Origin of the sequence: Pseudoblastomonas marina (assembly GCF_034374265.1) — a bacterium.
Lineage (GTDB): Bacteria > Pseudomonadota > Alphaproteobacteria > Sphingomonadales > Sphingomonadaceae > Alteriqipengyuania_A > Alteriqipengyuania_A marina.
The window spans coordinates 2,731,979-2,750,032 of the sequence record NZ_CP139718.1 but is presented as its reverse complement, the minus strand read 5'-3'; the positions used below and the strand labels follow the sequence as shown (position 1 = coordinate 2,750,032).

Here is an 18,054-nt window from a genome sequence, read left to right as displayed (position 1 = left end):
GCCCGGCGAGCGCGATAGGCTCGCCGGGCAAGGGAGAAGGCCGACATGACCAAGATTTCGATCCGCGCCGCGCTGGCGCTCGCCGCCGCCACGACGCTGGCGGGGTGCGCCAGCACCGGCATACCCGCGAGCGAGGCCCCGGCCCCCACCGACAGGCAGCTCGCCGCGGCGATGCTCGACACGCTGCTCGAGCGCAGCGAGGCCGATTACCTCGATCGCAATCCGGTCAGTGCGTTCGTCCGCAGCGATTTCAGCGACGCCGACCGGCTCGGCGATTTCTCGCCCGCCTATTACGACAGGGAACGCGCGGCGGCGCAGGCCGACCTCGCCGAATTGCGGCGGATCGACCGTTCGGCGCTGAGCGAGACCGACCAGGTCGTCTACGACACGTTCGAATACACCATGCAGCGCCGCCTGGCAGAAACCGAAGGCGAGGCGCTGCGCACCGCGCTCGCGCTGCCGCTCGACCATTTTCGCGGTTTCCACGTCTCCTACCCGCGCCTGTCGGCCCCGGGCGCGCTCATGCCCTACGACACCGTCGCCGACTATGAGAACAACCTCGCCCGGCACGAGGCCTTCGCCGAAGGGATCGACCAGGCGATCGCGCGGCTGCGGACCGGCGCTGCGCAGGGCATCACCCTGCCGCGCCTGTCGGTCGAGATCATGATCGACCAGCTCGACACGCAACTGGGCGCGTCCGACGAGGCCAACCCCTATTACGCCCCGCTCGGCGCGTTCCCCGACACCTTCGACCCGGCCGAGCGCGCGCGGCTGACCAAGGCCTATCGCGCCTCGATCACCGGCACGCTGTTTCCCGCCATGCGCAAGCTCCGCACCTTCCTTGCCGAGGAATATCTGCCGCAGGCGCGCGACACGATCGCGGCGACCGCCAATCCGGGCGGCGACGCATACTATTCCTATCGCATCCAGGAAATGACGACCCTGCCGCTCACGGCCGACGAGATCCACGAAACGGGCCTCGCCGAAGTCCGCCGGATCAGCGCGCAGATCGCCGAGGCGCGCGCCGAGATCGGCGATCGCACACGCCCGACCTATGCCAACAAGGCGGAATTGCAGGAGGCCTGGTACGAGGTCGCCGCCAAGGTCGACCCGAAGCTCGACGCGCTGTTCGCCAAGCAGCCCGAGACGCCGCTGCAGATCATCCCGTATGAAGAATATCGCGAGAAATACAGCCTCGCCGCCTCGTATTTTCCCGGCAAGGTCGACGGTTCGCGCCCCGGCACCTTCTATTTCAGCGGTTACAATGTCGCCGAACGCGAACTGCGCCCTTCGATCGCGCTCTACATGCACGAAGGCAATCCGGGCCATCACTTCCAGATCATGATCGCCTACGAGAACGAGGATCTGCCCGATTTCATGCGCTACGGCGGGTTCACCGCCTATAGCGAGGGCTGGGGTCTCTATGCCGAGAGTCTCGGCTACGAGCTCGGCCTCTACGACGACCCGATCGACCGGGTCGCCGCGCTGGCCGGCGGCGAGATGCTGCGCGCGGTTCGGCTGGTGGTCGACACCGGCATGCACGCCAAGGGCTGGAGCCGCGAACGCGCGATCGACTTCATGGTGGAGAACGGCGCTCCGCGCGATTTCGCCGAGACCGAGACCGCCCGCTACATCGTGATGCCGGGACAGGCGCTCGCGTACAAGGTGGGCGAATTGAAGATCAAGCAACTGCGCGCCCGCGCCGCCGCCGCACTGGGCGACGATTTCGACGTCCGCAGCTTCCACGACCAGGTGCTCAACACCGGCGCAATCCCGCTGCCGGTGCTCGAGGCCAAGATCGAGCGCTGGATTGCCGCCGGCGGACGCTGACCCGTTCGGGGACGACCCGTTCATCTGCGGTTGAAGCGGAGTGTGGCATCCCGCTAGGGAGAGTTTCCTATTTTTTCGGGGGTTACATCCATGTCCATCCGCCTCGCACTCGTGGCGTCGCTGTTTGCCGCGATCTCCACGCCGGTCGCAGCGCAACAGCAGCCGCAGCAACAACCGGCCGCCGACCAGCCGCTCGACCGCGGCACCTTCATCCAGCGGATGGATGCCGAGTTCGGCGCGCTCGACGCCGACGGCAATGGCCAGGTGACCGCGCAGGAGGCGATGAACGCCCAGCGCCAGCAGACCTACAACCAGGCGATGCGGCAGAACCAGGCCGCCTTCCAGCAGCTCGACCGCGACGGTAACGGCGTGCTCACCGCCGAGGAATTCGCCGGTCTCGTGAACCCGCAGGCGATCCCGGCCGATCCCGCCCCGCTGATGCAGGCGTTCGACGCCAATGGCGACGGGATCATCACGCTGGTCGAGTACCGCGTGCGCACGCAGGCCAATTTCGACGCGGTCGATTCCGATCGCGACGGGGTGGTGACCAACAGCGAAATGCAGGCCGCCGGCATCGTCGTGAACTGATCGCGTCGCGGTGAATCGCCGGGTAACGGTTTTTCAGCCCCTTGCCGCTATAGCCCCCGGCGGAGCATAAGCCGCCTTTTCGGGTGGCAATGGCAAGGGGGCCTCGATTGTCCAAAACGGTAACCGTCATCGGGCTCGGCTATGTCGGGCTACCGCTCGCCGTCGCGCTGGCGAAGCATTTCGACACGGTCGGGTTCGACGTCGATGTGCGGCGTATAGCCGAACTGCGCGACGGACACGATCGCACCGACGAGATCGATGGCGAGCGTCTCTCGGCGAGCACCCTCGCGCTGACCGACGATTCGAACGCGATTCCGCCGAGCGATTTCTACATCGTCACCGTCCCCACCCCGATCGATGCCGAGCGCAAGCCCGACCTCTCGCTGGTAGAGGCGGCCAGCCGCACCGTCGGCGCCTTGCTTCCGGCCGCGATCGCCGCGGGCAAGACACCGATCGTAGTCTATGAAAGCACCGTCTATCCCGGCGTGACCGAGGAAGTCTGCGGACCGATCCTCGGACAGGTCTCGGGCAAGCCCTGCGGCGAGGAGTTCTTCCTCGGCTACAGCCCCGAGCGGATCAATCCGGGCGATCGAGAACACACGATCGAGAAGATCACCAAGGTCGTCGCGGGCCAGACTCCCGAGGTGCTCGACGCGGTCGCCGATCTCTACGGCGCGGTCACCAGCGGCGGGACCTTCCGCGCTGCATCGATCAAGGCCGCAGAGGCCGCCAAGGTGATCGAGAACGCCCAGCGCGACATCAATATCGCCTTCATGAACGAGATCGCGCAGATCTTCGGCAAGATGGACCTGTCGATCTGGGACGTGCTCGCCGCCGCGCGCACCAAGTGGAACTTCCTTCCCTTCACCCCCGGCCTCGTCGGCGGGCACTGCATCGGCGTCGATCCCTACTACCTCGCCCACCGCGCCGAGGAGCTGGGCCACGATCCGCGCGTGATCCTGTCGGGCCGCGGGATCAACGATTCGATGGCGCGCTTCGTCGCCGAGCGGCTTCACGGTGCGCGCGGGCACAAACCGGGTCGCGCGCTGGTGCTCGGCCTGACCTTCAAGGAAGACGTCCCCGACTTGCGCAATTCGAAGGTCGCCGACCTCGTCGCGGGGCTGGCCGAACTGGGCCATGACGTCACCGTGCACGATCCGCTCGCCGACAGCCCCGAAGCCGAACACGAATACGGGCTCACGCTCGATCCGCAGGCGCTCGAGCGGACCTACGACCTTGTTGTCCTCGCCGTGCCGCATCGCGACTATCGCGACATGGGCAGCGAGGCGCTGCGCCAGCTGCTGGCGGAGGGCGGCACGCTGGCCGATCTCAAGGGCACTCTCGACGGGCAGGCCGACTGGACCCTATAGGCGCTCACCATGCGCAAGGTCTTCATCACCGGCTCGGCCGGCTTCATCGGCTTCCATCTCGCCCAGCACCTGCTCGACGAGGGCTTCGCGGTCGTCGGCTATGACGGAATGACCGATTATTACGACGTCCGCATCAAGCAGCGCCGCCACCAGATGCTGTCGCAGAACGAGCATTTTGCCGCGCATGAAGGCATGCTCGAGGATTTCGACAAGCTCCACGCGCTGATGCTCGCCGAACAGCCCGACGCGATCGTCCACCTCGCCGCGCAGGCGGGGGTCCGCTACTCGCTCGAAAACCCGCGCGCCTATCTCGATTCCAATCTCGTCGGCACGTTCAACGTGATGGAATGCGCGCGCGAGCTCGAGGTCGATCACCTGCTGATGGCCTCGACCAGCTCGGTCTACGGCGCGAACGAGGAGATGCCCTTCTCCGAGCTGCAGAAGACCGACACCCCGCTGACCTTCTACGCCGCGACCAAGAAGGCGACCGAGGCGATGGGCCATTCCTATGCCCATCTCTGGAACCTGCCGACCACCATGTTCCGCTTCTTCACCGTCTACGGACCGTGGGGCCGGCCCGACATGGCGCTGTTCAAGTTCACCAAGGGGATCCTGAACGGCGAGCCGATCGACATCTACAATCACGGCAAGATGTATCGCGACTTCACCTACGTCACCGATCTGGTGCGCGGCATCCGCCTGCTGATCGACACCCCGCCGGTGCGCCCGGAGAGCAAGGACGACATACCCGAATGGGATTCGCTCTCCCCCGCCGCGCCCTATCGCGTGGTCAATATCGGCAATAACGACCGCGTGCGGCTCGAGGATTTCGTCGACGCGATCGAGGCCGAATGCGGGGTCGAGGCGAAGCGCAACTACATGGACATCCAGAAGGGCGACGTCCCCGCGACCTGGGCCGATGCGACGCTGCTCGAGGAGCTAACCGGCTACCGCCCGCAGACCGACGTGCGCGAAGGGATCAAACGCTTCGTCGCGTGGTATCGCGAATATTACGAGGTCTGAGACGCAGACTGCATAAGGGGGCATAAGGCGGCGCGCGGACTTGCCGCGCCGCGCGTCATCGGGAATCCATCCTCCATGGCGATTCTTTCCGACAAGTGGATCCGCGAGCAGGCGCAGGCCAACGGCATGATCGAGCCGTTCGTCGAGGCGCAGCGCCGCGACGGTTGCATTTCCTACGGGCTCAGCTCCTACGGCTACGACGCGCGCGTCGCGCCCGAGTTCAAGATCTTCACCAATGTCGACAGCGCGGTGGTCGATCCGAAGGATTTCGCCGCCAACAGCTTCGTCGATCGCGAGACCGACGTCTGCGTGATACCGCCCAACAGCTTCGCGCTCGCCCGCACGGTCGAATATTTCCGCGTGCCCAAGGACGTGCTGGTGATCTGCCTCGGCAAGAGCACCTATGCCCGCTGCGGGATCATCGTGAACGTCACCCCGCTGGAGCCGGGCTGGGAGGGCCATGTGACGCTCGAGTTTTCCAACACCACGCCGCTTCCGGCCAAGATCTACGCCAATGAAGGGGCGTGCCAGTTCCTGTTCCTCAAGGGCAACGAGCCGTGCGAGACGAGCTACGCCGACCGCGCGGGCAAATATATGGGACAGCGCGGCGTCACCCTGCCCAAATTGTAAGCCGTCCGCGTGTGACCTAATCCGGACCTCGTGCGTATGAGGAGAGGACATGCCACGCGAAAAACTCACCTTCCCCACCGCCGCCGGACACGAACTCGTCGGCACGCTCGAACTGCCTGCCGGACGCGTCAAAGGCGCGGCGGTGTTCGCGCATTGCTTCACCTGCAGCCAGAACTCGAAAGGCGCGACCTACCTGACCCGCGCGCTCGCCCGGCGCGGGATTGCGACCTTGCGGTTCGATTTCACCGGGCTGGGCGGCAGCGAGGGAGATTTCGGCGATAGCGGTTTCGCCGGCGACGTCGTCGATGTCGAAGCCGCTGCGCGCGAGATGGCAAAGCGCTATGAAACCAAGGTGCTGCTGGTCGGCCACAGCCTCGGCGGCGCGGCGGTGCTGGCCGCGGCCGCGCGGCTCGATTGCGTCTACGGCGTGGCGACGATCAACGCCCCCTCCGACGTGCCGCACGCGCTCGAGCGGATCGAGGGCGATCTCGAGGCGATCGCGCGCGACGGCAAGGGCGAGGTCGCGATCGGCGGCCGCCCCTTCACCATCAGCGCGCATTTCGTAGACGATACGCGCGAAGCCGATCTCGCCGTCAAGCTCGACGCATTGCGCGTGCCGCTGATGGTGCTGCACTCGCCGACCGATCGGATCGTCGGAATAGAACATGCCAAGGCTATCTTCGAACGCGCGCACCATCCCAAGAGCTTCGTCGGGCTCGAAGGAGCGGATCATTTGATGACCGACGAGGCGGATGCCGATTTCGCCAGCGAGATGATCGCGGGCTGGGCCGCGCGCTTCATGCCAAGGAACCCGGTGGCGCATCCCGAAAACGGCGTGATCGTGCGCACCGGCAACGGCAAATGGGGCACCGAAGTGGTCACCGGCCACCATGTCCTGACCGCCGACGAGCCGCGATCCTACGGCGGAGAGGACCTCGGCCCGACACCCTACGACCTGCTGCTCGCCGGGCTTGGCACCTGCACCGCGATGACGATGAAGTTCTACGCCGAGCGCGAGGGCCTGCCCTTCCACGGGGTCGAGGTCCGGCTGACCCACGATCGCGACCACGCGAAGGATTGCGATCATTGCGAGGACGAACCGCGCGTGCAGGCGATCCATCGCACGCTGCGTTTCGACGGCGACCTTCCGCAGGAGGTGGTCGACAAGCTGGCCGAAGTGGCCGACAAGTGCCCCGTCCACCGTACGCTCGAAGGCGATCTGCACATCCATACGGAGCTGTCCGAATGACCGAAACCGCACGCGAATTCGATATCATCGTCTATGGCGCCACCGGCTATACCGGTCGCCTCGTCGCCGAGCATTTCGTGCGCGAATATGGTGGCAAGTCCGATGGCCCGAAATGGGCAATGGCGGGACGCAACCCGGCCAAGCTCGAGGATGTCCGCACGCTGATCGGCGCGCCCGACGACACGCCGCTGGTGGTTGCCGATGCCGAGGATCCGGCGAGCCTCGATGCGATGGCCGCGCGCACCAGGGTCCTGATCACCACGGTCGGCCCCTACCAGCTCTATGGCGAGCCGGTGCTCGCCGCCTGCGTCAAGGCCGGGACCCACTATGCCGACCTGTGCGGCGAGCCGGTGTGGATGCACAGGATGATCGAGAAATACGACGCACAGGCGAAGGAAAGCGGCGCGCGCGCCTCCTTCTCCTCGGGCTTCGATTCGATACCGTTCGACCTCGGCGTGCTGATGCTGCAGGCCGAGGCGGTGAGGCGCTTCGGCAAGCCCGCCCCGCGCGTGAAGGGCCGCGTGCGCAAGATGGAAGGGACGTTTTCGGGCGGCACCGCGGCAAGCTTCAAGGCGACCATGGCCTCGGCGGCGAAGAAGCCGCGCGAATTCGCGCAATTGCAGGACCCGTTTTTGTTATGCGGCGATTTTTCCGGACCCGACCAGCCCGGCGGATTGCTGCCGGTCTATGACGATGAGCTCGAAAGCTGGGCAGCGCCCTTCATCATGGCGGGGATCAACACCAAGAACGTCCATCGCACGAACTTCCTCTCGGGGCACCAGTACGGCGAGGAATTCCGCTACGACGAAATGGTGCTGACGAGCCCCGGTGACATGGGCAAGGCGGCGGCCAAGGCGATCGGCGCCGCGCTCAAGGCACCGTTCGGCGATGGCGGGCCCAAGCCCGGCGAAGGCCCCTCCCCCGAAGAGCGCGAGAACGGGTTCTACGACCTGCTCTTCATCGGCCTCTATCCCGATGGAAAGTCGCTCAAATATGCGGTGAAGGGCAAGTACGATCCGGGCTACGGCTCGACCAGCCGGATGCTCGGCGAGACCGGCGTGGCACTGCTCGAAAGCGATCATCCGGGCGGCATCGGCACCCCGGGTGCGATCCTCGGCGAGAAGCTCGTCGCGCGGCTGCGCGAGCGCGCCGAACTCAGTTTCGCGCCGGAGGACTGAGCACGAATTTCTCCCTTACGCGCTCCATGTTCGCCGGGCCCGGGAAACAATGCTAGGCCCTTTCGTTGAGGGTCGGTATACCGGGGGCAACGGGGAGAATATCATGGCCACCATCGCAGCCATTATCGGGCGTATCCTGATCGCGATCCTGTTCGTCGCCGCCGGCGCGAACAAGTTCATCGATCCGAGCGGGGCCGAACAGATGCTCGCCTCGCAGGGCTTCTCGCCCTCGCTGGTCTGGGTGGTCGCTACGTTCGAGGTCGTCGCCGGCCTCGCGATCGCGCTGGGCTTCGGCACCCGGATCGCGTCGCTCGCGCTGTTCGGCTTCACGATTCTCACGATCCTGTTCTTCCACAACGACTTCAACGATCCGGCGCAGGTCCAGATCGCGATGAAGAACGCCGCGGTCGCCGGCGGGCTGCTGATGGTGTTCGCCTATGGCCATGTCGTCGAAAGCTGGAAGGTCGTGCGCGCCCGCCGCGAGGGCGAAGTCGAGGCCAACGAGGCGCGCGCCGAAACGCGCGAGGCCGAGCTCGAGAAGGCGCGCGCGGAAGGCCGCGCCGAAGGGCTGGCCGAAGCAGCGCGCGCGCATGACGGCGTCGATGTGGACGGGGACGGCAAGGCCGATACGTGAAGACCTACCGGACGCCAGACCATCGCTTCGAGGGCCTGCCCGACTGGCCCTTCGCCCCCCACTACACCGAATTGACCTCGGGCCTCCGGATCCACCATGTGGACGAGGGTCCGCGAACCGCGCGCCCGGTGCTGATGATGCACGGTGAGCCGAGTTGGTCGTATCTCTACCGCAAGATGATCGGCCCGGTGGTCGAGGCCGGCTATCGCGTGCTCGCACCCGACCTGCCGGGCTTTGGTCGGTCGGACAAGCCGCTCTCGCGCTCCGACTTCACCTATGCCGCAATGGTCGCCTGGATGCGCGAATGGGTCGAGGCGGTCGACCTGAAAGGTGCGATCCTCGTCTGCCAGGACTGGGGATCGCTGATCGGCCTGCGCGTCCTAGCCGAAGTACCCGACCGCTTTTCCGCTGTCGTGCTTTCGAATGGCGGCCTGCCCGCCGGGCAGACCCCGCCCAGGGCCTTCGTCAAATGGCGCAAATTCGCCAGGTGGAGCCCGGTTTTCCCGATCGGCGGGATCGTCCAGCGCGCCAGCCGACGGGCCCTCAGCGATGCCGAAGTCGCGGCCTATGATGCGCCGTTCCCGGTGCGCAAGGCGAAGGCCGGCGCCCGCATCCTGCCCTCGCTCGTCCCGATGGGCGAGAACGTCGCGGTGCCCGACCAGCAGCGCGCATGGGGCGTGCTCGAACATTGGGACAAGCCGTTCCGGTGCTGCTTTTCGGACAAGGACCCGATCACCCGCGGCGGGCACAACCGGTTCATCGACCGCGTTCCCGGCGCGCGCGACCAGTCGCACGGCCTGCTGCGGGGCGGGCACTTCATCCAGGAGGACGATCCCGACGGATTCGTCGCACATATCCTCGACGTCGCCGAACAGGTCGACGCGAAAGGCTGAATTTTCCGTAAGGTTCGATGGAGCGGGCGAGGCGATTCGAACGCCCGACCCCAACCTTGGCAAGGTTGTGCTCTACCCCTGAGCTACGCCCGCAATTCCATCGGATCGACGGGTCGTGCCCGTCGTGGGAGGCGCGCAGTTAGCAGCGGTCCCGCACCCTATCAAGCCCAAAAATGACGCTTTTGTCGCGCCGCCGGTCGCAGGTGGCCGAACCCGCCCTTCACAAACGGGCGAGAATGGCCAAATAGGGCGCACACCAATCCAACAGGGGAAATTCCTTGGCCAGCATGGGTCTCAATCTCGACGAACAGAAAGCCGTCGAACGTTTCAAGAAAGACGTCGTCGAACCCTCGATGACGAACCTCGTCATCCTCGATTTCTACGCCGACTGGTGCGGGCCGTGCAAGGCGATCGCCCCGATGCTGGAGAAGGTCGCGGCCGAATATGCCGACAAGGGCGTGGTGCTGAAGAAAGTCGATGTCGACCAGGAAAAATTCATCGCCAGCCAGTTCCAGGTCCAGTCGATCCCGACGATCTACGCCATGTTCCAGGGCCAGCCTGTGGCGGACCTGACCAAGGCGCGCAGCGAATCGCAGCTGAAGCAGACGCTCGACCAGATACTGTCGCAATTGCCGATCGGCGACGGCGCACAGGGCGGCGAACAGCAGCAGGATATCGGCCCGCTGGTCGAGATGGGCGAGGAAGTGCTGGCGGGCGGCGATGCCGAACGCGCGGCGGGTATCTTCGCGCAGATCGTCGAGATGAAGCCCGACAGCGCGGCGGCGCAGGGCGGGTTGATCCGCGCGCTGGCGCTCGCCGGGCACAAGGACAAGGCGCAGGCGGCGCTCGACGCGGTCCCGCTCGAGATCGCCGAAGACCCGGCGATCGCTCAGGCCAAGAGCGCGATCGAGCTGGCCGGCGAGGAAGTCGACAGCGGCGAACTCGACGCGGCGCGCAGCGCGGCCGAAGCGGGCGGGGCGCAGGAAAAGTTCGATTACGCCGAAAAGGCGTTCGCCGCCGGGGATCGCGATGCCGCGGCCGACACGCTGCTTTCGATCGTGCGCGACGAGCCCGAATGGAACGAGGGCGCGGCCAAGGCCAAGCTGCTGCAGATCTTCGAAGCGGTCGGGCTCGAGGATCCGTGGGTGGCGGACAAGCGCCGCCAGCTCTCGCTGATCCTGTTCGGATAGGCCCCAGTCGAACAGGCATGGCCACCCAGCGCATCTCGATCTTCCCGCTCCCGGGCGCGATCCTGTTTCCCGGTCTGCAATTGCCGCTCCACATCTTCGAGCCTCGCTACCGCGCGCTGGTGACCGATGCGCTTGCCCGCAACCGCCAGATCGGGATGATCCAGCCCGAACGGCCAGAGGAAGGCTCGCCGCTGTTCAAGGTCGGCTGCATCGGGCGGATCGGCGAGGTCGAGACGACTCAGGACGGCCGCTTCGACATCGTGCTCGAAGGCGTGTCGCGCTTCGCGGTGGTCGAGGAACTCGACGTCACAACCCAATACCGGCAGGTCACGGGCGAGCTGATCGAAGACCCTTCGCACCAGACGCTGAGCGCCATAGCGCGCGCCGATTTCGAGCGCGAGGCGCGGCGCTTTGCCGATGCGCAGGGCTATTCGGTCGACTGGGGCTCGGTCTCGCAACTCGACGACGAGACGCTGATCGACGGGGTCAGCCAGATCGCGCCGTTCGACCATGCGAGCAAGCAGGCGCTGCTCGAGGCCGACGACCTCGCGTCACGCTGCGAGCTGCTCGTCCAGCTGATGCAGTTCTACGGCAAGCGCGACGGCGACGAAGGCCGCGTCACTCTGCAGTAATCACACCGCAAACGCGCCGCGCAGGCCGTCGATGACGTATTGCGCGGCCAATGCCGCGAGCAGCACGCCGAGCAGGCGGGTGATCACCGCCTCGACCCGGTCGCCGAGCAAGCGGATCAGCGGGCGCGCGGCGATCAGCGCGATCATCGTGATGAGCAGCACCGCAGCCAGCGCGCCGAGCACCACGCCGGATTCCTCGATCGTCTCGGCCTCGTTCATCAGCAGCATGATCGCCGCGATCGCGCCGGGACCGGCGAGCATCGGCATCGCCATCGGGAAGACCGAGACGTCCTCGACTTCGGGCGTGGCGGCAACCTTCTCGGCGCGTTCCTCGCGCCGCTGGGTGCGCTTCTCGAACACCATCTCGAAGGCAATGAAGAACAGCATCAGCCCGCCCGCTATGCGGAAACTGTCGAGCTCGATGTGAAGCGCACCGAGGAGGTCCTCGCCGAACATCGCGAAGATGAGCAGGATCACCGCCGCGATCAGGCAGGCGCGAATCGCCATCGCGCGCGCCTGACCCGGGGTCGCGCCCTTGGTCAGCCCGGCATAGATCGGCGCGCAGCCGGGCGGGTCGATGACCACGAACAGCGTGATGAAGGCGGAGACGAAGAGTTCGATCATTGGTCGGACACGTGCTTTCCGTCAGAATTAATCCGGAATTGGAGGGCCTGCTCCCAGGACCCATTGCGCGCGACCAACAGGTTGAGCGTACGACGACCGTCGGCAAATTGCGCCCAACCCCAGGCGAGCGTGTTGTCGCGTGAGCTCCGCCCACCAGTTTCGGAGACCTCCGCGCTGATATTGCTGATGTCGACTGCTTCGTAGCTTCTGGAACAATCCGCCACCCGGCCCTCGATCGCCTCGATCGCGCGGATGACGATCGCGTTCTCGCCGGTCGGCGTGCTGTCGCGGCGCGCATTCTCGGCGGCGGTCAACTGGTCGTCGGGGGCACCCATGTCGTAGACCCAGCGATAGCGACCGTCGCGCTGGCGCTCCCACACGGTGACGTAATAACCCCACTGGCCTTCGGGCTCGGCGAACTTGCCCTGCGTTACCGCCACCGAACCGTCGCAGCTCGACCACACGGCGGTCGGGGTCCATTGCACCGGCGCAGGCGGATCGTCCTGTGCGGCAAGCCACGGATCGGCATCGATCGGGCCGTTGCGGCCGTGGATCACCGCGCCATCGGCGGCAAAGCGGCGGAACGCAGTCCACTGCCCGTCGTCGCGCGCGGCACGCGAGAAGGCGATATCGGTGGCCGCGACTTCGGACGGATTGGCGTAGCCGCCCAGCCGCGAGCCGTCGATCCGCTCGCCCGAGCCCTGGCCGTATCCGGGCATGTTCTTGTAGTCCGGCCCCATCGTGCATGCCGCGAGCGTCAGGGTCGCGAGTGCGGCGACGGCGCTTCCGCCCCTCACAGGCCCGCTTCCTCGAACGCGAGTCCCTCGCGCCGATGCGCGGCGACCAGCGTGTTGCGCAGCAGGACTGCGATCGTCATCGGGCCGACGCCGCCCGGCACCGGGGTGATCGCGGAAGCATTCTCTTCGGCACCGGCATAATCGACATCGCCGACCAGCCTGGCCTTCTCGCCCTCGCCGCGTTCGATCCGGTTGATCCCGACGTCGATCACCACCGCGCCCGGCTTGATCCAGTCGCCCTTGACCATCTCGGCCCGGCCCACCGCGGCGACGACGATATCGGCGCGGCGAACGACTTCGGGCAGGTCCTTGGTACGGCTGTGGGCAATGGTGACGGTGGCGTTTTCGTTGAGCAGCAGCTGCGCCATCGGCTTGCCGACGATATTGCTGCGCCCGATCACCACCGCGTCCTTGCCCGACAAATCGCCGAGGCGATCCTTGAGGAGCATGATGCAACCATAGGGCGTGCAGGGCACGAAGCCCTCGCCGCCCGTCGCGAGCCTTCCTGCATTGACGACGTGGAAGCCGTCGACGTCCTTGTCGGGCGCGATCGCGGCGATCACCGACTGTTCGTCGAGATGGTCGGGCAGTGGCAATTGCACGAGGATACCGTCGACCTTGTCGTCGAGATTGAGCTGTTCGACGAGATCGAGCAGCGCGTCTTGCGAAGTCTGGGCGGGCAGGCGGTGCTCGAAGCTTTCCATTCCCGCCTCGACGGTCGCCTTGTGCTTGTTGCGAACATAGACCTGGCTCGCCGGGTCCTCGCCGACCAGCACCACCGCGAGGCCGGGCTTGCGGCCCGCCTTCGCGGCGAATTCGGCCGCGCGTTCGCCGATCCGTTCGCGCAGGCGCGCGGCAAAGGCTTTCCCGTCGATGCGCTTCTCGGTCAAGTTGCGCTCCTGAGCACGGCGGCGAGAACGATCAGCAGGACCTGCAACCCGATGATCACCACCAGCGGGGAGAAATCGATCCCGCCCGTTTCGGGCAGGCGCCGCCGGATCGGGCCGAGCACCGGTTCGAGGAAATTGTTGATCGAGGTGTAGAAGCTGGCGAGGAACTGGTTCGACGAATTGATCACATTGAACGCGAACAGCAGGCCGATCACGAACTGGATGATGATCAGCCAGATGAAGATCGTCGCGAGCATGTCGACGATCTGGTAAATGGCAACGAGGGCTTCCATGCGTCAATTTCCGATTTGCTTGAAGGTGTGGGGCCTGTCTTAGTCGTGCGATACGCCCGACGCCACCCCGTCTAGCCTTGCGACCGCACCAGCGTGCCCGCGCCGCTGGCGGTGAAGAATTCGAGCAGCATCGCGTGGCGCACGCGCCCGTCGAGGATCACCGCGGCCTCGCACCCGGCGTCGAGCGCGGCGGTGCAGGTCTCGAGCTTGGGAATCATCCCGCCAGTGATCGTCCCTTCGGCGGTGAGCCGCTCGATATCGGCGGGCGATAGTTCGGGCACGAGTTCGCCGTGGGCATCCTTCACCCCGGTCACGTCGGTCAGCAGCAGCAGTCGCGCGGCGCCCAGCGCACCCGCGATCGCGCCCGCCATCGTGTCGGCGTTGATGTTGTAGGTCTTGCCGTCGGCACCCGACGCGACCGGCGCGATCACCGGGATCATCCCCGCATCGCGCGCGGTCCGGATCACCGCGGTATCGACCGTCTCCGGCTCGCCCACGAAGCCCAGGTCGACGACCCTTTCGATATTGCTGTCGGGGTCGCGCTTCGTACGCTCGAGCTTCTTCGCCTGGACCAGCCGCCCGTCCTTGCCCGACAGGCCGATCGCCTTGCCCCCGGCATCCTGGATTCGCGCGACGATCGATTTGTTGATCGCGCCCGACAGGACCATTTCGGCGATCTCCGCAGTGGTCTCGTCGGTGACGCGCAGCCCGTCGACGAACTCGCTCTCGTGCCCGAGCCGCTCGAGCATCGCGCCGATCTGCGGCCCGCCTCCATGGACGACCACCGGATCGATCCCGACCTGCTTCAACAGCACAACGTCGCGCGCGAAGGCGGAAGCTGCATCCTCGTCGCCCATCGCGTGGCCGCCATATTTCACCACGAAGGTGCGCCCGGCATAGCGCTGCAGATAGGGCAGCGCTTCCATCAGCGTCGCGGCCTTGGCCTGGGCCCCATCGGCTCCCGGGTCGGTCGCCTGGCCGGTCATGCGGGGTTCTTGTCGAGCATGCGGCCCCAGCCGACCGCGAACTGGATCAGGAACGGCACCAGCACGAGGCTGAGCACGACCTTGGCGAGCATCTGGCCGAGGATCAGGTCGGTGATCGGGAATTCGCCGTAGAAGGCCACGCTGATGAAGATCAGCGTGTCGATCGCCTGGCTGAGCGCCGAGGCGATCGCGCCGCGCACCATGATAGACCCTGCACCGGCACCGTCGCCCTTGCCCACCCTCAGGCGGTTGAAGAGGTAGACATTGAGCAGCAGCGAAACGCCGTAGGCGATCGGTCCAGCAATCATGATCCGCGGGGTCTGCGAATTGATCTTCTCGAACGCGGCGAGATTGTCTGCCGGCATGTCGGGCGAGGCAGGCAGCGCCAGCACCAGCCCGATCAGCAAGATCGAGATCGCGAGCGGGACGAAGCCCCACAGCACCAGCCGGTTGGCGGTCTTTTCGCCGTGCAATTGGGAAATCGCGCTCGAGATCACCACCAGCAGGAGGAAGGCGAGGATGCCCGATTCGACTGCCAGCGGGCCGATCGCGAATTGCTTGTAGGCGAGGAAGCCCGCCAGCACCGTCATCCCGCCATAGATCAGCGAGAACACGAAGAGCGAACGGTGGGTGGCAGGCGCGGCAATCGTCGAGGTCTGTTCCATGGCGGGGCGATAGCGCAGGGCGCGCGCTCGGGAAAGTGTGACAAATGCCCTCGTCCACGCTCGCCATTGCATCGATGCACCGCTAGAGCGGTCCGCCACACGAACGCCGCTTCTGAGGGGGAGCCCCGAACCCATGTCCATCGTCTACAGCCTGCTGGGGATCGTGATGATCTTCGCGCTCGCCTTCCTGCTGTCGAAGGACCGCAAATCGATCCGCCTGCGCGTGGTCGGCGCGGCCTTCCTACTGCAGGCCGGGTTCGCGGCGCTGGTGCTCTACGTGCCGCTCGGCAACCGTCTCCTCCAGGGCGCGGCGAAGGGGGTCGAGAACCTGCTCGGCTATGCCGGCGCCGGCGTGCAGTTCATCTTTGGCCCGCTCGCCTCGCCCGAGATCGGCGGCAACAGCTTCGCGATCGCGGCGCTGCCGGTGATCATCTTCTTCGCCTCGCTGATCGCGATCCTCTACTACCTCGGCATCATGCAGCTGGTGATCAAGTGGATCGGCGGCGGGCTCGAGAAGATCACCGGCATCTCCAAGGTGGAGAGCCTGTGCGCCGCCTCGAACATCTTCGTCGGCCAGTCCGAAAGCCCGCTGGTGATCCGCCCTTATCTGGCCAGCCTCACGCCGAGCCAGTTGTTCTGCGTGATGAGCGTGGGCATGGCCGGCGTCGCGGGCACGATCCTCGCCGCCTATGCCAGCATGGGCATCCGCATCGACTATCTCGTCGCCGCCGCCTTCATGAGCGCGCCGGGCGGGATCCTGATGGCCAAGATGATCATGCCCGATCCGGTCGCGCTTCCCGCGGTGCAGGACGGGGCCGAGCCGGTCGAGGCGGATGAGGCCCCGCCCAGCCTCGCCGCCGCCGCATTGAACCGCGAGGAGATCGACGAGCCGGTCGCGGTCGACCACGACGACGAGAAGCCCGCCAACCTGATCATGGCCGCCGCGCAGGGCGCGCAGACCGGCGTCAAGCTCGCGGTCGCAGTCGGCGCGATGGTGCTCTCGTTCGTCGCGCTGATCGCGCTCGCCAACGGGTTGCTCGGCGGGATCGGCGGGTGGTTCGGTTACGGCGACCTGACCTTCCAACAGATCGTCGGCTACATCTTCGCGCCGTTCTTCTACCTGCTCGCGACGCCCGACTGGGCCGAGGCGGTGCAGGCGGGCGGCTATTTCGGCACCAAGGTCGTGCTCAACGAATTCGTCGCCTTCATCGATCTCGGCGCAGCGGCGGCTTCCGATGCCAGCGGGCTCTCCGAGCGCACGATCGCGGTGGTCACCTTCGCGCTGTGCGGCTTCGCCAACTTCTCGTCGATCGCGATCCAGATGGCGGTGACCGGCGGCCTCGCGCCCAACCAGCGCCCGATGATCGCCAAGCTTGGCGTGCGCGCGCTCATCGCCGGTTCGCTGTCGAACCTGATGAGCGCGGCGCTCGCCGGACTATTCCTCTCGCTCTAACGCTTCGGCGACCGGCTCGGCGAATTCCCCGTCGCCGTCGAACGGCTCTTCGGCTTCGATCTCGACGGTTTCCTCGGGCGGCGTGGCCTCCTGGAGGTTCTCCAGGTCGGTTTCGGATGCCTCGAGCTCGTCGGGCGTGATCTCCTGCGCGGTCTCGATCTGCTCTTCGCTCAGCTCGGTGTCGGTATCGCCCGCGGTGAGCCACCAGATCAGCGCCAGCACCGCCAGCGCGGCGAGGACCAGCAGCCAGGGGAAGCGGTTTTTCGTTTCAATGTCTTCGACGTCGGTCATGGGTCTTCTCCCTGTTGTTTCCGTGTGACCAACCGATCGCCGCTGTGCCCGTTCCGATTTCCCCTCTGGCCTTGCCCGCGTCAGTCGAGCGCGGGCGGGTAGGACGGCGCGGGGCCGTGATCGAGGCTCAGGCTTTCGAGCAGGCGGAAGCTGCCCTCCTCCGGCATCCACTTCCACACGTGGATATAGCGCCCGCCGCCGGTCTGGACCCAGCCGCCCGCACCGTCATTGGCCGCCCTGCGCCATTCGTGGAAGGTGTGGTGCCCTTCTTCGAGCACGCCCCAGTCGCCGAGCTGCTGGATGCGGCGCGAACCGGGCACGAACAGGCGGCGGTTGCGATAGCCTTCGCTGGCGCCGCCGGGCTTGCGCGCGTCGCAATTGCGGGTCGCGCCGGCGACCATCTCCGCGCCGCTGGCGGAGGGCATGCCGACGAGGTCGTGCAGCATGCGGAAGTCCGGGTGGACGAGGTCGGCGACCAGTTCCGGGTCGCAGCCTTCGAAGAAGCCCCAGAACAGCCGCGCATCGTTGGCCTCGACCGCTGCCTTCAAGGCCTCGCCGGACGGCATGGCGGCGGGTGCTTCGGCGGGCGCATCCTGCGCGGCGAGCGGGGTGGCGGCGAGCAGCGCGAGCGCGGCGGCGAGGGTACGATGGATCATGCAATGGCTCTCCCTTGGTGTATTGGCATTGCATAACACCAAAGCGCCATTTCGCAACCGCAGGCCGCGGAAAACCGAGCCATGGACCGGGTGTTACACTGTCCAGGAGAGAAAAAGCGCGGCGCGCGCGCAGCGACATCCCCGCGCCGATCGAGCGCGCCGAAAACATGCCGGATGCCGTG

The 18,054-nt window shown here is 66.3% G+C and carries 20 protein-coding genes and 1 tRNA gene; 12 read left to right on the top strand and 9 right to left on the bottom strand.

Going from position 1 to position 18,054, the window contains the following annotated elements:
* The first annotated feature begins 45 nt into the window (after positions 1-45).
* The 9 genes from T8S45_RS13710 to T8S45_RS13670 all read left to right on the top strand — a co-directional run bounded on the left by T8S45_RS13710 (position 46) and on the right by T8S45_RS13670 (position 9,395).
* Positions 46-1,830: a DUF885 domain-containing protein gene (locus T8S45_RS13710; RefSeq protein WP_322294124.1), complete on the top strand. Its 1,785-nt coding sequence runs from the start codon at positions 46-48 to the stop codon at positions 1,828-1,830.
* A 90-nt stretch (positions 1,831-1,920) separates the two neighbouring features.
* Entirely contained in the window at positions 1,921-2,418 is a 498-nt protein-coding gene (locus T8S45_RS13705; protein ID WP_188640991.1) for an EF-hand domain-containing protein, read from the top strand.
* Between the two features lie 89 nt (positions 2,419-2,507).
* Entirely contained in the window at positions 2,508-3,788 is a 1,281-nt protein-coding gene (locus T8S45_RS13700; RefSeq protein WP_407654913.1) for a nucleotide sugar dehydrogenase, read from the top strand.
* 9 nt (positions 3,789-3,797) lie between these two features.
* Positions 3,798-4,811, top strand: a complete 1,014-nt coding sequence (locus T8S45_RS13695; RefSeq protein WP_322294122.1) for a GDP-mannose 4,6-dehydratase — start codon at positions 3,798-3,800, stop codon at positions 4,809-4,811.
* Positions 4,812-4,886: 75 nt separating this feature from the next.
* The gene (gene dcd, locus T8S45_RS13690) at positions 4,887-5,441 is read left to right on the top strand and encodes a dCTP deaminase (protein WP_188640988.1); all 555 of its coding nucleotides are present in this window, start codon (positions 4,887-4,889) and stop codon (positions 5,439-5,441) included.
* 49 nt (positions 5,442-5,490) lie between these two features.
* Positions 5,491-6,690 (top strand): bifunctional alpha/beta hydrolase/OsmC family protein, encoded by a 1,200-nt coding sequence (locus tag T8S45_RS13685; RefSeq protein WP_322294121.1) that lies wholly within the window; start codon positions 5,491-5,493, stop codon positions 6,688-6,690.
* Positions 6,687-7,868, top strand: coding sequence for a saccharopine dehydrogenase family protein (locus T8S45_RS13680; protein WP_322294120.1), 1,182 nt, complete (start codon positions 6,687-6,689; stop codon positions 7,866-7,868). Before T8S45_RS13685 ends, T8S45_RS13680 begins: the two co-directional genes overlap by 4 nt.
* A 103-nt stretch (positions 7,869-7,971) precedes the next feature.
* Positions 7,972-8,502, top strand: a complete 531-nt coding sequence (locus T8S45_RS13675; protein WP_188640985.1) for a DoxX family protein — start codon at positions 7,972-7,974, stop codon at positions 8,500-8,502.
* Positions 8,499-9,395 (top strand): haloalkane dehalogenase, encoded by an 897-nt coding sequence (locus T8S45_RS13670; RefSeq protein ID WP_322294119.1) that lies wholly within the window; start codon positions 8,499-8,501, stop codon positions 9,393-9,395. Before T8S45_RS13675 ends, T8S45_RS13670 begins: the two co-directional genes overlap by 4 nt.
* 18 nt (positions 9,396-9,413) lie before the next feature.
* Here the strand turns inward: T8S45_RS13670 and T8S45_RS13665 are convergent.
* A tRNA-Gly gene (locus T8S45_RS13665) sits at positions 9,414-9,488 on the bottom strand.
* A 194-nt stretch (positions 9,489-9,682) separates the two neighbouring features.
* On the opposite strand from T8S45_RS13665, the gene T8S45_RS13660 reads away from it, so the two are divergent.
* Together T8S45_RS13660 and T8S45_RS13655 are read left to right on the top strand one after the other, a co-directional pair.
* Entirely contained in the window at positions 9,683-10,585 is a 903-nt protein-coding gene (locus T8S45_RS13660) for a tetratricopeptide repeat protein (RefSeq protein ID WP_322295242.1), read from the top strand.
* A gap of 17 nt (positions 10,586-10,602) precedes the next feature.
* Positions 10,603-11,217: an LON peptidase substrate-binding domain-containing protein gene (locus tag T8S45_RS13655; RefSeq protein WP_322294118.1), complete on the top strand. Its 615-nt coding sequence runs from the start codon at positions 10,603-10,605 to the stop codon at positions 11,215-11,217.
* Here the strand turns inward: T8S45_RS13655 and T8S45_RS13650 are convergent, their stop codons facing one another.
* From T8S45_RS13650 to T8S45_RS13625, 6 genes are all read right to left on the bottom strand, one after another.
* Positions 11,218-11,841, bottom strand: a complete 624-nt coding sequence (locus T8S45_RS13650) for a MarC family protein (RefSeq protein WP_188640982.1) — start codon at positions 11,839-11,841, stop codon at positions 11,218-11,220.
* Positions 11,838-12,638 (bottom strand): hypothetical protein, encoded by an 801-nt coding sequence (locus tag T8S45_RS13645; RefSeq protein ID WP_322294117.1) that lies wholly within the window; start codon positions 12,636-12,638, stop codon positions 11,838-11,840. The genes T8S45_RS13650 and T8S45_RS13645 overlap by 4 nt, the downstream gene beginning before the upstream one ends.
* A complete protein-coding gene (folD, locus tag T8S45_RS13640; protein WP_322294116.1) occupies positions 12,635-13,528 on the bottom strand; it encodes a bifunctional methylenetetrahydrofolate dehydrogenase/methenyltetrahydrofolate cyclohydrolase FolD in 894 nt (297 codons plus the stop codon). The genes T8S45_RS13645 and folD overlap by 4 nt, the downstream gene beginning before the upstream one ends.
* Positions 13,525-13,821, bottom strand: a complete 297-nt coding sequence (locus T8S45_RS13635) for a YggT family protein (RefSeq protein WP_188640979.1) — start codon at positions 13,819-13,821, stop codon at positions 13,525-13,527. The genes folD and T8S45_RS13635 overlap by 4 nt, the downstream gene beginning before the upstream one ends.
* 71 nt (positions 13,822-13,892) lie before the next feature.
* Complete coding sequence (gene argB, locus T8S45_RS13630; protein ID WP_322294115.1) at positions 13,893-14,807, bottom strand: acetylglutamate kinase; 915 nt, start codon at positions 14,805-14,807, stop codon at positions 13,893-13,895.
* A complete protein-coding gene (locus T8S45_RS13625; protein ID WP_322294114.1) occupies positions 14,804-15,472 on the bottom strand; it encodes a queuosine precursor transporter in 669 nt (222 codons plus the stop codon). Before T8S45_RS13625 ends, argB begins: the two co-directional genes overlap by 4 nt.
* 133 nt (positions 15,473-15,605) lie before the next feature.
* On the opposite strand from T8S45_RS13625, the gene T8S45_RS13620 reads away from it, so the two are divergent.
* Entirely contained in the window at positions 15,606-16,925 is a 1,320-nt protein-coding gene (locus T8S45_RS13620; protein WP_322294113.1) for a NupC/NupG family nucleoside CNT transporter, read from the top strand.
* On the opposite strand, the gene T8S45_RS13615 is transcribed toward T8S45_RS13620, so the two are convergent.
* Together T8S45_RS13615 and T8S45_RS13610 are read right to left on the bottom strand one after the other, a co-directional pair.
* Positions 16,908-17,216 carry a hypothetical protein gene (locus tag T8S45_RS13615; RefSeq protein ID WP_322294112.1) on the bottom strand — a complete coding sequence of 103 codons (309 nt, stop codon included), beginning with the start codon at positions 17,214-17,216 and terminating at the stop codon, positions 16,908-16,910. The two genes, T8S45_RS13620 and T8S45_RS13615, sit on opposite strands and share 18 nt — an antisense overlap.
* 80 nt (positions 17,217-17,296) lie before the next feature.
* A complete protein-coding gene (locus T8S45_RS13610) occupies positions 17,297-17,872 on the bottom strand; it encodes a DUF4440 domain-containing protein (RefSeq protein ID WP_322294111.1) in 576 nt (191 codons plus the stop codon).
* Between the last annotated feature and the right edge of the window lie 182 nt (positions 17,873-18,054).